The 18,353-nt window shown below is 65.5% G+C and carries 18 protein-coding genes; 14 read left to right on the forward strand and 4 right to left on the reverse strand.

Annotation, left to right across the window (positions count from 1 at the left end):
• Positions 1-9: 9 nt before the first annotated feature.
• The 3 genes from VGU00_RS10515 to VGU00_RS10525 form a co-directional block, all read right to left on the reverse strand.
• The gene (locus VGU00_RS10515; protein WP_327468216.1) at positions 10-474 is read right to left on the reverse strand and encodes a Fur family transcriptional regulator; all 465 of its coding nucleotides are present in this window, start codon (positions 472-474) and stop codon (positions 10-12) included.
• A gap of 103 nt (positions 475-577) precedes the next feature.
• Positions 578-1,012: a MerC domain-containing protein gene (locus tag VGU00_RS10520; protein WP_414713524.1), complete on the reverse strand. Its 435-nt coding sequence runs from the start codon at positions 1,010-1,012 to the stop codon at positions 578-580.
• Positions 1,013-1,153: 141 nt separating this feature from the next.
• The gene (locus VGU00_RS10525) at positions 1,154-1,540 is read right to left on the reverse strand and encodes a hypothetical protein (protein ID WP_327468220.1); all 387 of its coding nucleotides are present in this window, start codon (positions 1,538-1,540) and stop codon (positions 1,154-1,156) included.
• A 97-nt stretch (positions 1,541-1,637) separates the two neighbouring features.
• Between VGU00_RS10525 and VGU00_RS10530 the strand changes: the two genes are divergently transcribed.
• On the forward strand, positions 1,638-2,063 hold the full coding sequence (locus VGU00_RS10530; RefSeq protein ID WP_327468222.1) for a hypothetical protein: 426 nt from the start codon (positions 1,638-1,640) through the stop codon (positions 2,061-2,063).
• 63 nt (positions 2,064-2,126) lie between these two features.
• Here VGU00_RS10530 and VGU00_RS10535 read toward each other — a convergent pair whose 3' ends face one another.
• The gene (locus tag VGU00_RS10535) at positions 2,127-3,800 is read right to left on the reverse strand and encodes an AMP-binding protein (RefSeq protein WP_327468224.1); all 1,674 of its coding nucleotides are present in this window, start codon (positions 3,798-3,800) and stop codon (positions 2,127-2,129) included.
• A gap of 136 nt (positions 3,801-3,936) precedes the next feature.
• Here VGU00_RS10535 and VGU00_RS10540 point away from each other — a divergent pair, with 136 nt between their 5' ends.
• The 13 genes from VGU00_RS10540 (at position 3,937) to VGU00_RS10600 (ending at position 18,074) form a co-directional block, all read left to right on the forward strand.
• Positions 3,937-4,470: a hypothetical protein gene (locus tag VGU00_RS10540; protein WP_327468225.1), complete on the forward strand. Its 534-nt coding sequence runs from the start codon at positions 3,937-3,939 to the stop codon at positions 4,468-4,470.
• A 39-nt stretch (positions 4,471-4,509) separates the two neighbouring features.
• The gene (pabB, locus tag VGU00_RS10545) at positions 4,510-6,354 is read left to right on the forward strand and encodes an aminodeoxychorismate synthase component I (RefSeq protein ID WP_327468227.1); all 1,845 of its coding nucleotides are present in this window, start codon (positions 4,510-4,512) and stop codon (positions 6,352-6,354) included.
• Positions 6,355-6,482: 128 nt separating this feature from the next.
• Positions 6,483-7,694 (forward strand): pyridoxal phosphate-dependent aminotransferase, encoded by a 1,212-nt coding sequence (locus tag VGU00_RS10550; protein WP_327468229.1) that lies wholly within the window; start codon positions 6,483-6,485, stop codon positions 7,692-7,694.
• 331 nt (positions 7,695-8,025) lie between these two features.
• The gene (gene msrA, locus VGU00_RS10555) at positions 8,026-8,715 is read left to right on the forward strand and encodes a peptide-methionine (S)-S-oxide reductase MsrA (RefSeq protein WP_327468231.1); all 690 of its coding nucleotides are present in this window, start codon (positions 8,026-8,028) and stop codon (positions 8,713-8,715) included.
• Between the two features lie 120 nt (positions 8,716-8,835).
• Positions 8,836-9,981, forward strand: a complete 1,146-nt coding sequence (locus VGU00_RS10560) for a serine hydrolase (RefSeq protein WP_327468233.1) — start codon at positions 8,836-8,838, stop codon at positions 9,979-9,981.
• Positions 9,982-9,985: 4 nt separating this feature from the next.
• Entirely contained in the window at positions 9,986-10,297 is a 312-nt protein-coding gene (locus VGU00_RS10565) for a hypothetical protein (RefSeq protein WP_327468235.1), read from the forward strand.
• Positions 10,298-10,424: 127 nt separating this feature from the next.
• Entirely contained in the window at positions 10,425-11,633 is a 1,209-nt protein-coding gene (sucC, locus tag VGU00_RS10570) for an ADP-forming succinate--CoA ligase subunit beta (RefSeq protein ID WP_327468237.1), read from the forward strand.
• Between the two features lie 272 nt (positions 11,634-11,905).
• A complete protein-coding gene (locus VGU00_RS10575) occupies positions 11,906-12,655 on the forward strand; it encodes an electron transfer flavoprotein subunit beta/FixA family protein (protein WP_327468239.1) in 750 nt (249 codons plus the stop codon).
• Entirely contained in the window at positions 12,652-13,581 is a 930-nt protein-coding gene (locus tag VGU00_RS10580) for an electron transfer flavoprotein subunit alpha/FixB family protein (RefSeq protein WP_327468241.1), read from the forward strand. The genes VGU00_RS10575 and VGU00_RS10580 overlap by 4 nt, the downstream gene beginning before the upstream one ends.
• A gap of 13 nt (positions 13,582-13,594) precedes the next feature.
• On the forward strand, positions 13,595-14,956 hold the full coding sequence (locus VGU00_RS10585; RefSeq protein ID WP_327468243.1) for a DUF389 domain-containing protein: 1,362 nt from the start codon (positions 13,595-13,597) through the stop codon (positions 14,954-14,956).
• 94 nt (positions 14,957-15,050) lie between these two features.
• Positions 15,051-16,331 (forward strand): serine hydrolase domain-containing protein, encoded by a 1,281-nt coding sequence (locus VGU00_RS10590; RefSeq protein WP_327468245.1) that lies wholly within the window; start codon positions 15,051-15,053, stop codon positions 16,329-16,331.
• 53 nt (positions 16,332-16,384) lie between these two features.
• Positions 16,385-17,377, forward strand: coding sequence for a cupin-like domain-containing protein (locus VGU00_RS10595; protein ID WP_327468247.1), 993 nt, complete (start codon positions 16,385-16,387; stop codon positions 17,375-17,377).
• Between the two features lie 58 nt (positions 17,378-17,435).
• Positions 17,436-18,074: a hypothetical protein gene (locus tag VGU00_RS10600; RefSeq protein ID WP_327468249.1), complete on the forward strand. Its 639-nt coding sequence runs from the start codon at positions 17,436-17,438 to the stop codon at positions 18,072-18,074.
• Positions 18,075-18,353 lie beyond the last annotated feature (279 nt).

Genomic DNA, 18,353 nt, shown 5'->3' on the forward strand with positions numbered 1-18,353 from the left:
CGGCTCACCTTATTGGCACTCGGCGCATTTGCCGCGCACCTCGATCACCGGGCGCTCGGCGGCGAAACCGGTCGCCTCGGCGGCGGCGCGGACGCCGCCCGAAATCTTGTCGTTATCGACATGGACCGCGGTGCCGCAGCTGTCGCAGATCAGGAAGATGCAGTCGTGGAGGCAGCCGGGATGGCTGTTCGCGACAAAGGCGTTGGCGCTCTCGACACGGCGGACGAGGTTGTTCGCGACGAACAGGTCGAGGATGCGATAGACGCTGTTCGGTGCGACACGCTTGCCGCGCTTCTGCGAGACGATGTCCGCGATCTCGTAGGCGCTCGCGGGCTTGCCGATTTCGGCGACCGCGTCGAAAATCTCGGCGCGCATGTCGGTCCAGGCTTCGCCCGCGCTTTCGAGCGCGGCCTGCGCCGCCTTGGCGAGCGAGGCGCCGCTGGCCTCGACGTGCGGATGATCATGCTTGCCCATTGGCGTTTCCTCGGGCGCGGATAATCCCGCGCTAGCTACGCCCTAATGTAGGCGGTTTGTCGTGTGCCCGCAAGCGGCGGACCGGTCCGTTCCGGCGCCGCGGTCAGTGCCGCGCGCGGCGGTTGAGGTCGTGGCCGAGTGCAACGACCGCAACGCCGATCATCGTCGCGAGCACTTCGCTGCCGTCGTGCGGCCGCGACAGCGCGCCCGCCATCATGCCGAGACCGAAGCTGCCCACCGCGAAGGGCATCATATAGCCATGGCTGAGGACGCCCGAAACGAGGGTGATGAGCGCAAAGCCGATCGCGATGATCAGTCCGATCTCGTGGAACAGGTGATTGTCGAGGAAGACGCCGCCGACCGAAGCGATCGAGGCGAAAAAGACCGTCGTCGCGAGGCAGTGGACGAGGCAGAGCCCCGACAGGCCCATCGCCAGCTGGTCGCCCGAAAGCGAGGTCAGCGGCCGCGAATCGCGCGCAGCCCGAACCACCGCGCCGAGGCGCTTCAGGATAGGGCTATGGCTGGCGACATGCGTCACCCGATTCTCCATTCAACGACGATGGCCGCTGATATGGCATAACATGACAAAGGTTACAACATCACATTGACGGTTTCGCCGACATTGCAGCCACGGATATCGCTGTGTCGCCCGGCGGTGACGCTCCCGCCCGGTGCCGGTTCAGTTGCAGTAGGTCGTAACCGGAAAACTATAATAGCCGGCTCTTTTCCGGGCTTCGATCACGAACTGATACTGGCCCGGAGGAAGCTGAACTTCGCGAGGGGCTTGGTTTCCAACTATCGATCCGGCCAGATCTGTTCCGTTGATCGTTTTGATGCGCCAGCGAACGGTAAATCCGGTGCCCTTTGCCGGGGCGACACGAACCGTGCAGGTTTGGGTCAATACGAACCATTTTTGATCAATGGCGCGCCCGCCGACATCGACCATTGCCGAAAAGGAAAGCGACTGATTTGTAATGTCCACCGCTCGGGGTGGGGGCGGCTGGGCGTGCGATATCGTTGCCGAAGCCCCCGCCGCTATTGTAACGCAGATCAAATAAAATTTCATGTCCCACCAAATTCCACAAGATATGCCAAACAAACTTGGATTGACGGCGCTCTGTTGTAAACTGAATTCGACGGCAGGTTAGAGCGAAGGACGATCAATGCCGGAGGCCGAAGAAAAGCGTTCATTTGCTATCGGGCGGATCACGTTGATTACCGCGGTAATCGGCCTCGTTGCTGCGTTGGTGAGCGCATTCCTGCCGCAGCGCGATCCGGCCCAGACGCCGAGCCATCCCGTGATCGTTCAGCCAAGCCAGAATGTTGTCGTCAATGTTCCGGCGCCAGCCGCACCGGCACCCCCCGCGTCGACGTCAACCACGCCCGCGCCGGCCGCGCCCGCCGAGCGTTTGCAAGACCGCGCATCTGCCGGACCACAACCCCCGTCGCGGAGCGATGTGGCGCCCCCCGTGGCTGGCGATCGGGCGTTGTCCAATGACGGCTGGGAAGATCGGCAATCTTCGGTTGTCGTCGGCAACCGGCAATGGTCGCGGCCATGCGGCGCCGCCGGCATGCCGGCATGTGACTGATCGCCCGGGGCGGCTCCGCGGAATCCGGCTACGGTCTGAATGCGACCACGAGCGATCCTGCCGTCAGCTTCCTTCGGCCTCCTCGGCCCGCAACGCCTTGCGGTCGAGCTTGCCGATCATCGTCTTGGGCAGGTTGAGCCGTACTTCGACCGCCGCGACGCGCTCATGCTTGCCGAGTTGCGGGTTGAGCCAGGCGGCGAGTTCTTCGCCGTTGACGATCTGACCGTCTTCCAGCGTGACAAACGCCTTGGGCGCCTCGCCGCGATAGGCGTCGGGGACGCCGAGCACGATCGCTTCCTTGACCGCCGGATGCTCGTAGAGATGCGCTTCGATCACGCTGGGGTAGACCTTGAACCCGCCGACCGCGATCATGTCCTTCAGCCGGTCGACGATCCGGATATAGCCGCCCTCCTCGACCACCGCGACGTCGCCCGTCCGTAGCCAGCCGTCGTCGGTGAAGCTGTCCTTGTCGGCGTCGGGGCGGTTCCAGTAACCCTGCATGATCTGCGGGCCCCTGACCGCGAGTTCGCCGGGTTCGCCGCCGGGGGCGTCCTTCGACGGATCCTCCTTGTCGAGCAGGCGGATATGCGTCGCGGGGATCGGCTGGCCGATCGTGCCGGGGCGCACCGGCCCTTCGTAGGGGTTGGTCGAGACGACGCCAGAGCTTTCGGTGAGGCCATAGCCTTCGACGAGCGAGGCGCCGGTCGCGGCGACGAATTTCTCGCGCAGTTCGGCGGGCATCGGTGCCCCGCCCGAGATGCAGACGCGCAGCGAAGAGAAATCGGTTTTCGCGAGGTCGGGGTGGTCAAGCAGCGCCTGATACATCGTCGGCACGCCGGGCAGCGCGGTGGTCTTTGTCCGCGTGATCGCCTCGAGCGCCTGTTTCGCGTCGAAGCGCGGCAGCATCGCGATCGTGCCGCCGTTGAGCACGGTACGATTGAGGACGCAGGTGTTCGCGAAGACGTGGAAGAAGGGCAGCACGCCGAGGATGCGGTCTTCGGCATCATGGTCGGGGTCGATCGCATTCACCTGCCGCGCGTTGGCGGTGAGGTTCTGGTGCGTCAGCTTCGCGCCCTTCGGCGTCCCGGTGGTGCCGCCGGTATATTGGATCAGCGCAATGTCCTTTTCCGCATCGATCGCGACCGGATCGGGCCGGCCGTCGTTATCGACCAGCGCCGAGAAGCGGATGACGCGATCGTCGGCGGGCAGCGCCGCGACTTCGCCGCGCTTGAACAGGCGATAGAGGACCGATTTCGTGGCGGGCAGGCCGCCCGCGACCGAGCCAACGACGAGCCGCTTCAGGCTCGACCCGTCGAGCACCTTGAGCGCGGTCGGCAGCAGCGCCGCCGCACTGACGGTGAACAGGATGTCGGTACCCGAATCCTCGACCTGCGCCTCGAGTTCGGCGACCGTGTAGAGCGGCGAGAAATTGACTACGGTCGCGCCCGCGGCGAGCGCGCCATAATAAGCGGCGACATAATGCGGCACATTGGGCAGGAAGAGGCCGACGCGACTGTCCTTGCCGATCCCGCGTTGCTGGAGCCCGCGCGCGACGCGCGCCGCGCCGCGCGCAACCTCGGCATAGCCGAACTGGCGGCCCATGAAATCGAGCATCGGTGCATCGCCGCGCCGCGCGACGCTGGCGGCGAGCATGTCGGGAAGCGAGAGCGGAGGAAAGGGCTGATCCCAGGCGGTAGGGTGGTGATAGTCGGTCGACCAGGAAAAGCGGCTATCCATTGCGGGCGGATGTCCTTTGAACAGAGGGGGTTCCTTACACTAGGGTCAGTAAGCGGCGATTTGCAACCGGGCTCGCTTGCGGCGCGTCGCCGCCCCCGCTAGTCAGGGCCATCGTCATCGCCCAGGGGGTTCTGCCATGTTGCAACTGTCATCGCGCTTCGCTGTGGCGCTCGTCCTTCTCGCCGGCGCCGCCGTGCCGGTCGCCGCGAAGGACAAGGCGCCCGCCGTGCCGCCGGCGCAGATTCGCGAGCTTTATGCCTGCCGCGACATCGCCGACCCGACCGCACGGCTTGCCTGCTTCGACCGCGAGGTCGGCGAATTGTCGGCCGCCGACCAGGCACGCGAGATCGTCTTTACCGACAAGGAAACCGCGAAGGAGACGCGACGCGGACTGTTCGGCTTTTCCTTCCCCAAGCTCGGCGGCATTTTCGGCGGCGACGAGGATGCGATCAAGGAAATCGAAACGACGATCCGCACCGTCAGCACCGACCGGTCGGGCAAATATATCTTCGGTATGGAGGACGAATCGGTCTGGATGCAGATCGACACCACCCACCTGCCGCGCCAGCCCAAGGTCGGCCAGAAGGTCAAGATCCGCGTCGCGACGATGGGCAGCTATTTCGCCACGGTCGAGGGCGGCCGCGCGATCCGCATGAAGCGCGACCGCTGAACGCGGCCGGCGCGTGATCGGCCCCCATGTGAGCTAGCGATGGCGGGCGGCGACGCGATTCCGGGTCCGGGGGCCGACTGCCCGCCGTTCGTCCTGCTCGACGACGCACGGGCCCATGGCGCCGCGGCGGCGCGGCTGTTTGTCGAGCCGGTCGATATCCTTACCGCCGCGACAGCCGCCGAGGTTCCCGCCTTGCTCTCGGCGTTCGAAGCGGCGCAGGCGCGCGGGCTGCACGCCGCGGGATATCTGGCCTATGAGGCCGGCAAGGGGCTGGCGCCCGCCTGGCGCGCCGCCGTGGACGGCGCCGCGGGCGATGCGCCGCTGGGCTGGTTCGGACTGTTTCGCGGTGTCGAACGGATCGACGCCGACGCGGTTTCGGCGCGGCTTCCCGACCCGGCGTCGGCGTGGGTCGGCGGGGTGCGGCCGCGGATCGCGCGCGGCGATTATGTCGCGGCGGTCGAGCGGGTCCTCGCCTATATCCGCGCCGGCGACATCTATCAGGCGAACCTGACCTTTCGCGCCGATGTGCCCGTGCTCGGCGATCCGCTCGCGGTCTATGCGCGGCTGCGGCAGACGGCGCGCGCGGGCTATGGCGGCTTTATCTGGACCGGCGAGCGGGCGATCGCGTCGCTGTCGCCCGAACTTTTCTTCGCGCTGCGCGGGGGTGAGGTGATGGCGCGGCCGATGAAGGGGACCGCGGCGCGGCTCGCCGACCCGGAGGCTGACCGGCGCGCGGCGCGCGACCTCGCCGAAGATCCGAAGCAGCGCGCCGAAAATCTGATGATTGTCGACCTGATCCGCAACGACCTGTCGCGCGTCGCCGCGCCGGGATCGGTCGCGGTGCCCGACCTGTTCCGCGTCGAAAGCTTTCCGACGATCCACCAACTCGTCTCCGACGTCGCGGCTCGCCTGCCCCATGGGGTGGGTGCGATCGACGTGCTACGCGCCGCTTTCCCGTGCGGATCGATCACCGGCGCCCCCAAGGTGCGCGCGATGGAGGTCATCGACGAGCTGGAGGCGGATGCGCGCGGGCTCTACACCGGTTCGATCGGTTTCATCGAGGCGGGGGGCGATGCGGCCTTCAATGTCGCGATCCGGACGCTCGTATTTCCCGCTGCGTTACCGCAAAGCGGCTTGCGGGACGGTCCGGCTTGCGCCACGCTGGGATTGGGATCGGGAATTGTCGCCGACAGCGAACCTGCTGAAGAATGGCGCGAATGTCTGGCCAAGGGGGAATTTGTGGGCGCAGCGGGGGAAAGCTTCGACCTCATCGAAACGATGTTCTTCGATCCGGTCGAGGGCGTGCAGCGGCTGGAAGGGCATCTGGCGCGGATGAAGGCGAGCGCCCAGATGCTCGGCTTCACCTTCGATCGCCATGGGGCGCGCAACAACCTCCAATCGGCGACCTTCCGGCTGCGCAGCACAGCGCGCGTGCGGATGCGGCTGGCGCGATCGGGCGCGCTCGCGGTCGAGGTGTCGCCGTTGCCGCGGCTTGCCGAACTGCCGGTCCCCGTCGCGGTGTGTCCAGCGCCGATGGCGGCGGGCGATTTCCGCCTGACGCACAAGACCAGCCTGCGCGACGCCTATGACGCGGCGCGGCGCGACAGCGGTACGGCCGAGGTCGTGTTCGTCGACGAGCCGGGCTTCGTCACCGAGGGGAGCTGGAGCAATATCTTCGTCGAACGCGAAGGGCAGTTGCTGACCCCGCCGCTCGCGCTGGGGCTGCTTCCCGGCGTGCTGCGCGCCGAGCTGATCGACAAGGGGCGGGCGGTCGAATCGCATCTGCGGATCGCGGACCTCGAGAGCGGTTTCTTCATTGGCAATTCGCTGCGCGGACTGATCCCGGCACGGCTGGCGGAGGCCGCGTCGGCGTCGATAGGCTGATCTGTCGCCCGCATAGGTAAATTATCAAGCAGCGCGCTTGCGAATTGGGGGCGGAGGCTTTAGGCGCGGCCCCGCGCAATTTCCTGTCATTTTGCAGCCCTCCCGCGCAAGCCACGGAAGATATCGTCATGTCGCTGAAGCCCCATGTCTCCGCCGCCCTGAACCGCATCCAGCCCTCGGCTACGCTTGCGATGACCGCGCGGGTGACCGCGCTGAAAGCGGCCGGTGTCGATGTCATCGGGCTCAGCGCCGGCGAACCCGATTTCGATACCCCCGATTTCGTCAAGGAAGCCGCGATCGAGGCGATCCGGAACGGCCAGACCAAATACACGCTCGTCGACGGCACGGTCGCGCTGAAGGACGCGATCCGCGGCAAGTTCCGCCGCGACAACGGGCTCGAGTTCGGGCTCGACCAGATTTCGGTCAACGTCGGCGGCAAGCACACGCTGTTCAATGCGCTCGTCGCGACGGTCGATCCGGGCGACGAGGTGATCATTCCCGCGCCCTATTGGGTCAGCTATCCCGACATCGTCGCCTTTGCGGGCGGCACGCCGGTTATCATCGAGGGCACCGCCGCACAGAATTACAAGATCACCCCCGAACAGCTCGACAAGGCGATCACCAGGAAAACGCGCTGGGTGATGTTCAACTCGCCGTCGAATCCGTCGGGCGCCGCCTATTCGGGCGAAGAACTCGACGCGCTCGGCGAAGTGATCCGCCGTCACCCGCATGTGATGGTGATGACCGACGATATGTACGAGCATGTCTGGTACGCCGATTTCGCTTTCACCACCTTTGCGCAGCGCTGCCCCGACCTGATCGACCGCATCCTGACGGTGAATGGCTGTTCGAAAGCCTATGCAATGACCGGCTGGCGCATCGGTTATGCGGGCGGCCCGGCGTGGATCATCAAGGCGATGGGCAAGCTGCAGTCGCAGTCGACGTCGAACCCCTGTTCGATCGCGCAGGCCGCCGCGGCGGCCGCACTCGGCGGTCCGCAGCAGTTCCTCGACGACCGCAACGCCGCGTTCAGGAAGCGCCGCGACATGGTCGTCGCGATGCTCAACGACGCGCCGGGGCTGAACTGCCCCGTTCCCGACGGCGCCTTCTACGTCTATCCCGACGCAAGCGGCTGCATCGGCAAGAAGACCCCCGACGGCAAGCTCATCGACAGCGACGAGGCCTTGATCGACTATTTTCTCGACGCGGCCAAGGTCGCGGCGGTGCACGGCGGCGCCTTCGGCCTGTCGCCGGCGTTCCGCGTGTCCTATGCGACGTCGGAAGCGGTACTCAAGGAAGCGTGCGTGCGCATCCAGCAGGCGTGCGCCGCGCTCGTCTGAGCCTCGGGCTACCCGTCACAGGAATTTTGTACCGACCGGTCTTGTAATGCCGGCGGGCGATCCTATCTGAAGCTGAACGGCGGTTAAGCGCCCGGTTCACCGGATAGTAAGCCATCCTGTCTAGGGTGATGCTCATCACTGCACGGTTGGTCGGGGCGCTCCATATCGTCGGTGTAACCAAGGCGGTTTCGGCCGCGAAACAGATAATATGAAAAAAGAGGCTCCCCATGCTCACCCTTCTCCGCTCCGACTGGTTCCTGACGATGCTCGCCGGCTTTGCGATCGGCGCGACCTGGATCGTTCTCAATCAGCCTGCACTGCCGATCCCGGCGTGACCCCGCGCCGCCGCGCCGCCGCCAGCCGCCTTCTCGCGGCGTTGGCTGCGGGCGCGGTGGTGGCGCAATGCACGCCGGCGCAAGCCGAAAGCGTCGTCAAACTGCCGGCCGCGGCCGTCGACCCTGCGGTCAAAACGAAGCGTGCGACCGCGGTGCTCGCCGGCGGCTGCTTCTGGGGTGTCGAGGGCGTCTTTTCCAATGTGAAGGGCGTGATCTCGGTCGAGTCGGGCTATCATGGTGGCAGCGCCGCGACCGCCCGATACGAGCTGACCCACGACGGCAAGTCGGGGCACGCCGAGGCGGTCCGCATCGTCTATGACCCGACGCAGGTCAGCTATGGTACGCTTCTGCGTATCCTTTTTTCGGTCGTCGCCGATCCGACGCTGAAAAATCGTCAGGGACCCGACAGCGGCACCCAATATCGCGCCGCGATCGTGCCGCTCGATGCGACCCAGCGCCAGGTCGCGACCGCCTATCTCGCGCAGATCGGCAAGGGTCGGTATTTCGCGAAGCCGATCGTCGTTCCGGTCGAAAGCTACAAGCGCTTCTATCGCGCCGAGGCGAGCCATCAGGATTTCATGCGCCGCAATCCGTCGAACGGTTATATCCTTCGCTGGGACGCGCCGAAGCTTGCGGCGCTGAAGCGGCTTTTCCCGGCGATGGTGCGCGCGACAACCGCCCCCTGACCCGAGGTTCCGCCACTGGTCGCGACTGAGGAATCATTCGTCGCAAATCGCTGGCCGCTCCGCTGCGCCTGCGAGACCATGGCGGCGGGATAAGATAAAAGTCGCGAGTGCGGGGTTTGAATGAAGTTTGAATATTCGGGCAAGGCGCTCCTCGCCGTGACGATGAGCGCGGCGGTGCTTGCGGGCTGTGTCAGCTGCGCCGCGATCGTGCCGCAACCGCGCGCGCAGCAACCAGCGACGGTGCGCGGGCCGACGGGTTCGGTCACGGTGCCGATCGGCCAGCCGGTGCGCTCGGCCCAGCCCGCGCCGCGCGGCACGATCGACCCCGGTTTCCGCCGCGCGCCCACCGGCCTCAACGACCGCCTTTATGCGCTTTGGCGCGCCTTTCCCGGCAAGACGGGCATCGCCGTGCAGCGGATCGACGGCGAATGGACGCTGTCGCAGCGCGGCGACGAACTATTCCCGCAGCAAAGCGTCTCGAAGCTGTGGGTGACGCTGGCGGTGCTCGATGCGGTCGATCAGGGACGGCTCCGCATGGACCAGCCCGTCCGCATCGGGACCGAGGATCTGACGCTGTTCCACCAGCCGATCTCGGCGCGTGTCCGGTCCGAAGGTTCGGTGACGATGAGCATCCGCGACCTGATCGAAACCGCGATCACACACAGCGACAATACGGCGAACGACAGCCTGCTCCGCACCGTCGGCGGCCCGGGTGCCGTGCGCGCCTTCGTGTCGAAAAAGGACCTGGGATCGATCCGCTTCGGCCCCGGCGAGCGCTTGCTGCAGAGCGGGACGGCGGGCCTGACCTGGCAGCAAAGCTATTCGATCGGGCGCAATTTCCAGGCCGCGCGCGCAACCCTGTCGCCGGCGACGCGCCGGACGGCAATGGACAATTATCTGGCGAACCCCGTCGATGGCGCGAGCCCGTCGGCGATTGCGGGCGCGCTGACGCGGCTCGCGCGCGGGACTTTGTTGTCGCCCGAATCGACAGACTATCTGCTCGGTGTGATGAGCCGCACGAAAAGTGGGCCGAAGCGGCTGAAGGCGGGTTTGCCGCCGGGCTGGCAGTTCCTGCACAAAACCGGAACCGGGCAGGATCTGAACGGCATGACCGCGGGCTATAACGATATCGGTATCGCGACCGCGCCCGACGGCACCCGCTATGCGATCGTCGTGATGCTGGGCAGCACGACGTCGAGCATTCCGTCGCGCATGGCGCTGATGCAGGCGGTATCGGGCGCCGTTGCAGAATTTCATGGGAAATAATGGCATGAAGCGCATCACCATGCTGTTGCTGCTGCTGTCGATCGCACTCGCGGGCTGCGCGACCCCCGAGACGCGGCTGCGCACGGGGCTAAACAACGCCGGCCTGTCGAAAGCGATGTCGGCGTGCATGGCCGAACGCATGGTCGATCGGCTGTCGCTGCTCCAACTCCGCCGGCTGTCGGCGCTCGGCAGCCTGAAGGACAAACAGATCACCGACTTGTCGCTCGCGCAGTTCCTGCACAAGGTCCGGGCGCTCAAGGATCCCGAAATCCTGACCGTGTCGACGAGCTCGGCGGCACTCTGCGCGCTGCGCTGATACCCGCCTCCCGGTTTCGACAGCCCAAGTTTTTCTGGACGCGGCAGGGGTAGCCTTGCCGCGCAACTTGTGCTTATGCGGCGCCAAACTTCTCCCCGCTCCAGAGTCGAAAGGCCCGGCAGACCTCATGAACATCCACGAATATCAGGCGAAAGAACTGCTCGCGAAATTTGGCGTCGCTGTCCCCAAGGGCATTGCCGCGATGAGTGTGGAGGACGCCGTCGCCGCGGCAAAGCAGCTCCCCGGGCCGCTGTATGTCGTGAAGTCGCAGATCCATGCGGGCGGCCGCGGCAAGGGCAAGTTCAAGGAGCTCGGCCCCGATGCGAAGGGCGGCGTTCGCCTTGCCAAGAGCGTCGAAGAGGTCGAAGCGCATGCCAAGGACATGCTCGGCAACACGCTGGTGACGATCCAGACCGGTGAAGCCGGCAAGCAGGTCAACCGCCTGTACATCACCGACGGCGCCGACATTAAGCAGGAATTCTACCTCGCCTTGCTCGTCGACCGCGCCAGCAGCCGCATCGCGGTCGTCGCCTCGACCGAAGGCGGCATGGACATTGAAACCGTCGCGCACGACACGCCAGAAAAGATCCACACGATCACCATCGATCCCGCCACGGGCCTGCAGCCGCACCACGGCCGCAGCGTCGCCGCGGCGCTCGGGCTGGAAGGCGATCTTGCCAAGCAGGCCGCCAAGGTTCTCGCGGGGCTCTACGCCGCATTCCTCGGCACCGATGCCGAGCAGATCGAAATCAACCCGCTCGCCGTTTGCGAAGGCAAGGATGGCGACGAGCTGCTCGTGCTCGATGCGAAGGTCGGCTTCGACGGCAATGCGATGTTCCGTCACAAGGACCTCGCCGAATTGCGCGACCTGACCGAAGAAGATCCGGCCGAAGTCGAAGCGTCGGAATATGACCTCGCCTACATCAAGCTCGACGGCAACATCGGCTGCATGGTCAATGGCGCGGGCCTCGCGATGTCGACGATGGACATCATTAAGCTCAACGGTGAATTCCCCGCCAACTTCCTCGACGTCGGTGGCGGCGCTTCGAAGGAAAAGGTCACTGCGGCGTTCAAGATCATTCTGAAGGATCCCGCCGTGAAGGGCATCCTCGTCAATATCTTCGGCGGCATCATGAAGTGCGACATCATCGCCGACGGGATCGTCGCGGCGGCGAAGGAAGTGAATCTGTCGGTGCCGCTGGTCGTCCGCCTCGAAGGCACGAACGTCCAGCAGGGCAAGGACATCCTCGCCAATTCGGGCCTGCCGATCGTTGCGGCAAATGATCTCGGTGACGCGGCAAAGAAGATCGTCGCCGAAGTTCGCGCGGTCGCGTGATAACGGGTTAAACCCTCTCCCCATGCGGGAGGGGGCTGCGGAGACTCGGCGGCTCACCGCCTAGTCGAAGCTGGGTGAGGGGTTGCGAGCCTCCGGCTCGCGCGGCGAAAGGCGCCGCCCACCCTCATCCAAGTTCGCCTAATCGCCGGTGGCGATAAGGCTCCCTATCCTTCTCCCCTCAAGGGAGAAGGGGTTTGGGGACTGCTAGTTGACGTTTACGTAAACGCCAATTATGGCGCAGTGCACAATTTGCTGAGAGGAGCTTTTAGCCCATGAAAATCCTCGTCCCCGTGAAACGGGTACTCGATTACAACGTCAAGCCGCGGGTGAAGGCCGACGGCACGGGCGTTGACCTCGCCAACGTGAAAATGTCGATGAACCCGTTCGACGAGATCGCGGTCGAAGAAGCGATCCGCCTCAAGGAAAAGGGCGTCGCGACCGAGATCGTCGCGGTTTCCGTCGGCCCGGCAAAGGCGCAGGAAACGCTCCGCACCGCGCTCGCGATGGGCGCCGACCGCGCGATCCTCGTCCAGACCGACGATGAAGTCGAGCCGCTGGCGATCGCGAAGATACTGAAAGCCATTGGCGACGCCGAACAGCCGGGTCTCGTGATCCTTGGCAAGCAGGCGATCGACGGCGACAACAACCAGACCGGCCAGATGCTCGCAGCCCTTACCGGCTGGGCGCAGGGCACCTTCGCCAGCGCAGTCAACGTCGAAGGCGACAGCGTCAGCGTAACCCGCGAAGTCGACGGCGGTCTCGAAACGGTGAAGCTCAAGCTTCCCGCGATCGTCACCACCGACCTTCGCCTGAACGAGCCGCGCTATGCGTCGCTGCCGAACATCATGAAGGCGAAGTCGAAGCCGCTCGATACCAAGTCGCCCGCCGACTACGGCGTCGACACGGCGCCGCGCGTCAAGACGGTCAAGGTTTCGGAGCCGCCTGTCCGCTCGGCCGGGGTCAAGGTCGCCGATGTCGATGAACTGGTTGCCAAGCTGAAGGCGATGGGAGTGCATTCATGAAAACGCTCGTTTGGGTCGAACATGACGGCAGCGCCGTCAAGGATGCCACGCTCGCCGCGGTGACCGCCGCCTCGAAGCTCGGCGAAGTCCATCTGCTCGTCGCCGGCGCCGGCGTCGATGGCGTCGCCAAGGCGGCTGCGCAGATTGCCGGCGTTGGCAAGGTGCATGTCGCCGACAACGCCGCTTTCGGTCACAACCTGCCCGAAAATATCGCGCCGCTCGTCGCCGACCTCATGGCTTCGCACGACGCGTTCGTCGCGCCCGCCACGACGACCGGCAAGAATATCGCGCCGCGCGTCGCCGCTTTGCTCGACGTGATGCAGATTTCGGAAATCCTGTCGGTCGAGGGTCCGAAGACCTTCACCCGCCCGATCTATGCCGGCAACGCGATCGCGACCGTCGAATCGTCGGATGCGAAGCTGGTCCTCACCGTCCGCGGCACCGCCTTTGAAAAGGCTGCCACTTCGGGCGGTTCGGGCACCGTTGAAGCCGTCTCCGCTGGCGGCGACGCTGGCATCTCGAGCTTCGTCGGCGCCGAGATCGCCAAGCAGGATCGCCCCGAACTGACCTCGGCGAAGATCATCGTATCGGGCGGCCGCGCGCTGGGTTCGAGCGAGAAATATCAGGAAGTCATCGTTCCGCTCGCCGACAAGCTTGGCGCCGCGCTCGGTGCTTCGCGCGCCGCGGTCGACGCCGGTTATGTCCCCAATGACTATCAGGTCGGCCAGACCGGCAAGATCGTCGCGCCGGAGGTTTACTTCGCGATCGGCATTTCGGGCGCGATCCAGCATCTCGCCGGTATGAAGGACTCGAAGACGATCGTCGCGATCAACAAGGACGAGGACGCTCCGATCTTCCAGATCGCCGACTTCGGTCTCGTCGCCGATCTGTTCAATGCCGTTCCTGAACTGACCGGCAAAATCTAGCCGCCTGCCCCCTATGGCCGGAAATCATCCCGGAGTGCCCGGACTGGGCGACGCGCCGTTCAACGCCGGCGGTCGTCGGTCGGCTCGCCCGGGACCCGGCCGGGAAATTGGCGACGACGACGAAATTGGCGCGGCCGATGAAGATGTTCACGGCCGCGCCCTCGTCCTGGCTAGCGTTGCGCGCGATGCGCGGCTCAACCAGAAATTCCTGCTGCTGATCACGCTGTCGGCGGCGATCGCCACGCTCGGCCTGCTTCAGGGATCGGCGGCGGTGGTGATCGGCGCGATGCTCGTGTCGCCGCTGCTCGGTCCGATCATGGGCGTGGGCTTCGGCCTCGCGACGCTCGAAAGCAATTTGATCAAACGCTCGCTCATCACGATGGCGGCGGGCATGGCGGTCGCGGTGATCGTCGCGATGCTGATCATCTGGCTGTCGCCGATCAACGACGTCACTCCCGAACTGCGTGCGCGGACGCAGCCGACATTGCTCGACCTGGGTGTCGCGGTGGTTGGCGGGATCGCCGGCGTCTATGCGATCATGCGCAAGCTATCGGGGGTGATGGTCGGCGTCGCGATCGCGACCGCGCTGGTCCCGCCGCTTTCGACGATCGGCTTCGGCCTTGCGACCGGGCGTTTCGATTTCGCGCTCGGCTCGGCGCTGCTCTTCCTGACCAATACGCTCGCCATCGCCTTTGCCGCGACGCTCGTTGCCCGGCTCAACAAATTCGGCCCGTCGCTAACGCCCCAGCACACGGTCATGCAGGTCACCGGGATCGTCGTGACGCTGGGGATATTGTCGATCCCGCTTGCGCTTTCGCTCAACGGCATCGTCCGCGAGATCGGCGCGCGCAACGCGGTGCAAACCGAACTCGACCGGCTGCTCGATTCCAGCGACCGCGTCGACAGCCTCAACGTGCGCATGGACGGCGACGCCGTCTCGGTCGACGGCGTCGTCCTGGTCGACCACTATGCCGCGCAGCTCAATCCCGACCTGGCGCGGCAAGTGCAACGCAAGCTGAAACGGTCGGTGCGGGTCAACATCGTGCAACTCCGGCAACAGACCAACGCTGCGGCGCAGGTCGAGGAGCAGCTCAACCGTCGCGTCACCACGCTCGAGCAACGCGAGGGCGACACAGGCAACATCATTGCCGGGCTTACCGTCGGCGAACTCGTGCCGCGCGAACGGGTGCTGGTCGACGCGCAGGCGCGCCGCGTCATCGTGGAGCGCGACCGTGAAGCCGAGGGCGAGCAGGTCGCGGCCGCGGTCGACCGCATCATGGCCTCGGTGCAGGCGAACCATCCGCAATGGCTGATCCAGAATGGCAGCCTGACCGCCGCCGAAGCGCCTGCGGAGGAACCGGCTGCAGGCGAATAGCCGCGCCGCAGACCTATTCGGGTTGACCTTCCGCATTCGATCCCGTCGGATGCACTCCGATCCTTGGCTACCGGCCGGGACGGGGAGAGACGATATGCGCGGCAAGCGACTGGCATGGGCGGTGATGATGGCGTGCGCGAGTCCGGCGGTGTTTGCGCCGCCGCTGCTGGCGCAGACTGCGCCTGCCGAGGCGCTGAAAATCGACAAGGCGCGGATCGATGCAGCGCTCAAGGCGATGATCGCCGACGGGCGTGCCGCAGGCACCTCGGCGCTGATCTGGCAGGACGGGCGCGAGGTCTATTTCGGCACAGCGGGCATGGCCGATCGCGAAGCGAAGCGCCCGATGCAGCGAGACACGATCGCGCAAATCTATTCGATGACCAAGCCGGTCACCGGCGTCGCGCTGATGCAGCTCTGGGAGGCGGGCAGGGTCCGCCTTGACGATCCGCTCGCCAAATATCTGCCCGAATATGCGAATATGCGCGTCTATGCGGGCAAGGATGCCGCAGGCCAGCCGCGCTATGTGGCGGCCGAGCGGCAGATCACCGTGCGCGACATAATGCGCCATACGGCGGGTTTCGCTTATGGCGCCGGACCGACTCCCGCGCACGACGCCTATGTCGCCGCCGACCCGCTCGCGCTGACGATCCCGCTCGCCGAGGCGAGCAGACGTCTTGCCGGCGTGCCGTTGCTCTACCAGCCGGGCGCGCAGTGGGAATATAGTATCGCGGTCGACATACAGGCGGCGCTCGTCGAGAAGCTGTCGGGCGAGCGCTTCGCCGACTATGTGCAAGCGCATATCTTCGCGCCGCTGAAGATGAGCGAGACCGCGTGGCGCCAGCCCGACGCGCGGCTACCGCGCTTCGCTGCGATGAATGTAAAAACGGACGGCAAGTTGGTCCAGCAGGACCCCGCCGCCGCGCGCAAGCTCAATTTCGAGGATCATGCGCTGACCCCCGGCGGATTCGGTCTCGCGTCGACGCTCGACGATTATTCGCGTTTCGCGCGCATGTTGCTCAATGGCGGCGAACTCGACGGCGCGCGTATCCTCAAGCCGTCGACGGTGAAACTGATGGCGACCGACCAGCTCGATCCCGCGATAACCGAGCGCGCCTGGCTCCCCGGAAAGGGCGCCGTCGGCTTCGGTTTCGATTTCGCGGTGCGCAAATCGCCGCCGCTGACGCGTGAGGAGAATCGCGGCGCGACGGGCGAATTTTTCTGGGACGGCATGGCCTCGACGCTCTTCTGGGTCGATCCGGCGAACAGGCTGGCCGCGGTCTTCTTCGTACAGACCATCCCTTATGACGGCACGCTGCATCGCGATTTCCGTGCGGCGGTCTATGGACCGGACTATAAAGTCCCGGCGGGCGATTAGGCTGTCATCCTTTTGTCATTGCGATGTCCTTGAGCGGGCATGAGGAGTATTCGATGTCGCAGACCGATAAACGCAGCCTGCTCGCCGAAGGCCTTGCCGCGGGCGAGGATGATGCGGCGCTCCACGCGCGGCTCGTCGCGGCCGGCGTGTCGGCGGCGGCGGCGAAATATGAGGTCGACCGGCTCGCCAAGGATCCGATGGCGGCGGTGCTGCGGCGGCAGGCCGCGCGCATGGCAAAACAGGGCTGGCTGCTCGCCAATCACGAACGGCTCGCGCGCGAGGCCGGCGGCGGCTTCGCGCTCGACACGCTTGCGACGCCCGATCCCGATGCCTTTTACCGCCATCATTATGAGGCGAACCGGCCCGCGAAACTCACCGGGCTGATCGATCACTGGCCCGCGCTCGCGCGCTGGTCGCTCGACCATTTCGCGGCCGCAGCGGGCGATGCCGTCGTCGAGGCACAGGTCGAGCGCGAGCGCGATCCCGATTATGAAATCGCCAAGGACGAGCACCGCCGCCTCGTCCGCTTCGCCGAACTGATCGACTGGCTTCGCAAGGACGAGGCCAGCAACGACATCTATCTCACCGCCTATAACAGCGGCACCAACGCCGCCGCGCTCGCTCCGCTGTGGGATGACATGGCGCCGATCGCGCTGCTCGACAACGGCCGGACGCGCGACGGTTTCTTCTGGCTCGGGCCGAAGGGAACGCTGACGCCATGGCACCACGATCTTACCAATAACCTGCTGGTGCAGGTGATGGGACGAAAGCGCGTGCGCATGGCGCCGCCCTGGGCTTTCGCGCGGATGAAGAACAGCCGCCATTGCTTCTCGGACTGGGGCAATGAAGCGTTGCCGGCCGGTGACGGCGATAGCGCCACGCCGCCGATACTCGAAACGATCATCGGGCCGGGCGAGGCGGTGTTCCTGCCCGTTGGCTGGTGGCATCAGATCGAGGCGCTCGACCTTTCGGCGAGCATGAGCTTCACCAGTTTTCGCCGACCCAATGCGCATGTCGAGGATTATGCCTCATGGGGTGCCTTATAGGCGGGGGGCGCCTATTATCCCGATGGTAAGCTCGATCGCTTAGGATGCGCCGATGCTGATGAGCGATTTCCAGAAGCGGCAGATCCGCGACACCGAGCTGCGCCGGTTTGACCGCTGGTTCGTCGATACCGAATTGGGGCGCGCCTATCGGGGCCGCGACGGGCGGGTGCGCGGGGTGAAGCCCGACGAGGTCGTACAGTGGCGGTCGGGCGTCGAGGCGCATGTCGATGCGATGATCGCATCGGCGCCGCTGCAGGCGGCGTGGGCGATCGGCGCGCTGATCGTCGTGGTGTTCGGCGGCGGCTGGCTGCTCGACCTGCTCACGATCCCGCAACGCTTTCACGCGCCGGCGATCGGGCTCGGCGTCTTTGTCGTCGAGGTTGGGCTGATCGGGATCGAGATATGGGATTATGTCGCCGGGTGGCGCGATCGCCGCGACGCGATCGAGGCGGCGGTCGCGGCGCGTGCGCCGCTTCCCGTCGACCCGCAGCGCATCGGCAGCGGGCATAATTGGTTCCAGTCGGCGTCGTGGCTGCTGATCGCCGCGCTGGTGCTGGTCGCCTATGCGTCGCACCTCGACGAGGGGATGATCGCGCGGATCGACTGGCGCTGGGTCTTCGCCGCGATCCCGCTCGTCTGGGCGCTGCACTTTGCCGGCAAATGGTATGACGGGCGAATAAGGCGCCTGCGGCGCTGATATCCTTGCCGCAGATTGCGGCGTGATTTTCGCTTTCTTGATAGCCGAAGCACCTGACGCGTTTGGTGGCTTGCCGTTTACGTAAACCGCAAGCAGTATCGCCGCATGACGGACATATCCTCCCTGCTTTCTTCTGTGATGACCCGAGTTTTCGGCGTGGGTTCATTGTCGAGCCTTGTTCGTTTGTCAGGCGGGGCGAACATGGAGAGCTGGTCGTTCGACTGGGGGCCGGGCGGCGAGGGCGCGGGGCCGGGCGGCGTGGGTGTGGGTTATGTTCTG

The sequence above is a fragment of the Sphingopyxis sp. genome (assembly GCF_035944815.1).
Taxonomy (GTDB): Bacteria; Pseudomonadota; Alphaproteobacteria; order Sphingomonadales; family Sphingomonadaceae; genus Sphingopyxis.

Excerpts from the sequence above, each read along its gene's own strand:
- VGU00_RS10515 (WP_327468216.1), bottom strand. The coding sequence starts at position 474 with ATGGGCAAGCATGATCATCCGCACGTCGAGGCCAGCGGCGCCTCGCTC.
- VGU00_RS10525 (WP_327468220.1), bottom strand. The coding sequence starts at position 1,540 with ATGAAATTTTATTTGATCTGCGTTACAATAGCGGCGGGGGCTTCGGCA.
- VGU00_RS10530 (WP_327468222.1), top strand. The coding sequence starts at position 1,638 with ATGCCGGAGGCCGAAGAAAAGCGTTCATTTGCTATCGGGCGGATCACG.
- VGU00_RS10535 (WP_327468224.1), bottom strand. The coding sequence starts at position 3,800 with ATGGATAGCCGCTTTTCCTGGTCGACCGACTATCACCACCCTACCGCC.
- VGU00_RS10540 (WP_327468225.1), top strand. The coding sequence starts at position 3,937 with ATGTTGCAACTGTCATCGCGCTTCGCTGTGGCGCTCGTCCTTCTCGCC.
- pabB (WP_327468227.1), top strand. The coding sequence starts at position 4,510 with ATGGCGGGCGGCGACGCGATTCCGGGTCCGGGGGCCGACTGCCCGCCG.
- VGU00_RS10550 (WP_327468229.1), top strand. The coding sequence starts at position 6,483 with ATGTCGCTGAAGCCCCATGTCTCCGCCGCCCTGAACCGCATCCAGCCC.
- VGU00_RS10560 (WP_327468233.1), top strand. The coding sequence starts at position 8,836 with ATGAAGTTTGAATATTCGGGCAAGGCGCTCCTCGCCGTGACGATGAGC.
- VGU00_RS10565 (WP_327468235.1), top strand. The coding sequence starts at position 9,986 with ATGAAGCGCATCACCATGCTGTTGCTGCTGCTGTCGATCGCACTCGCG.
- sucC (WP_327468237.1), top strand. The coding sequence starts at position 10,425 with ATGAACATCCACGAATATCAGGCGAAAGAACTGCTCGCGAAATTTGGC.
- VGU00_RS10575 (WP_327468239.1), top strand. The coding sequence starts at position 11,906 with ATGAAAATCCTCGTCCCCGTGAAACGGGTACTCGATTACAACGTCAAG.
- VGU00_RS10580 (WP_327468241.1), top strand. The coding sequence starts at position 12,652 with ATGAAAACGCTCGTTTGGGTCGAACATGACGGCAGCGCCGTCAAGGAT.
- VGU00_RS10585 (WP_327468243.1), top strand. The coding sequence starts at position 13,595 with ATGGCCGGAAATCATCCCGGAGTGCCCGGACTGGGCGACGCGCCGTTC.
- VGU00_RS10590 (WP_327468245.1), top strand. The coding sequence starts at position 15,051 with ATGCGCGGCAAGCGACTGGCATGGGCGGTGATGATGGCGTGCGCGAGT.
- VGU00_RS10595 (WP_327468247.1), top strand. The coding sequence starts at position 16,385 with ATGTCGCAGACCGATAAACGCAGCCTGCTCGCCGAAGGCCTTGCCGCG.
- VGU00_RS10600 (WP_327468249.1), top strand. The coding sequence starts at position 17,436 with ATGAGCGATTTCCAGAAGCGGCAGATCCGCGACACCGAGCTGCGCCGG.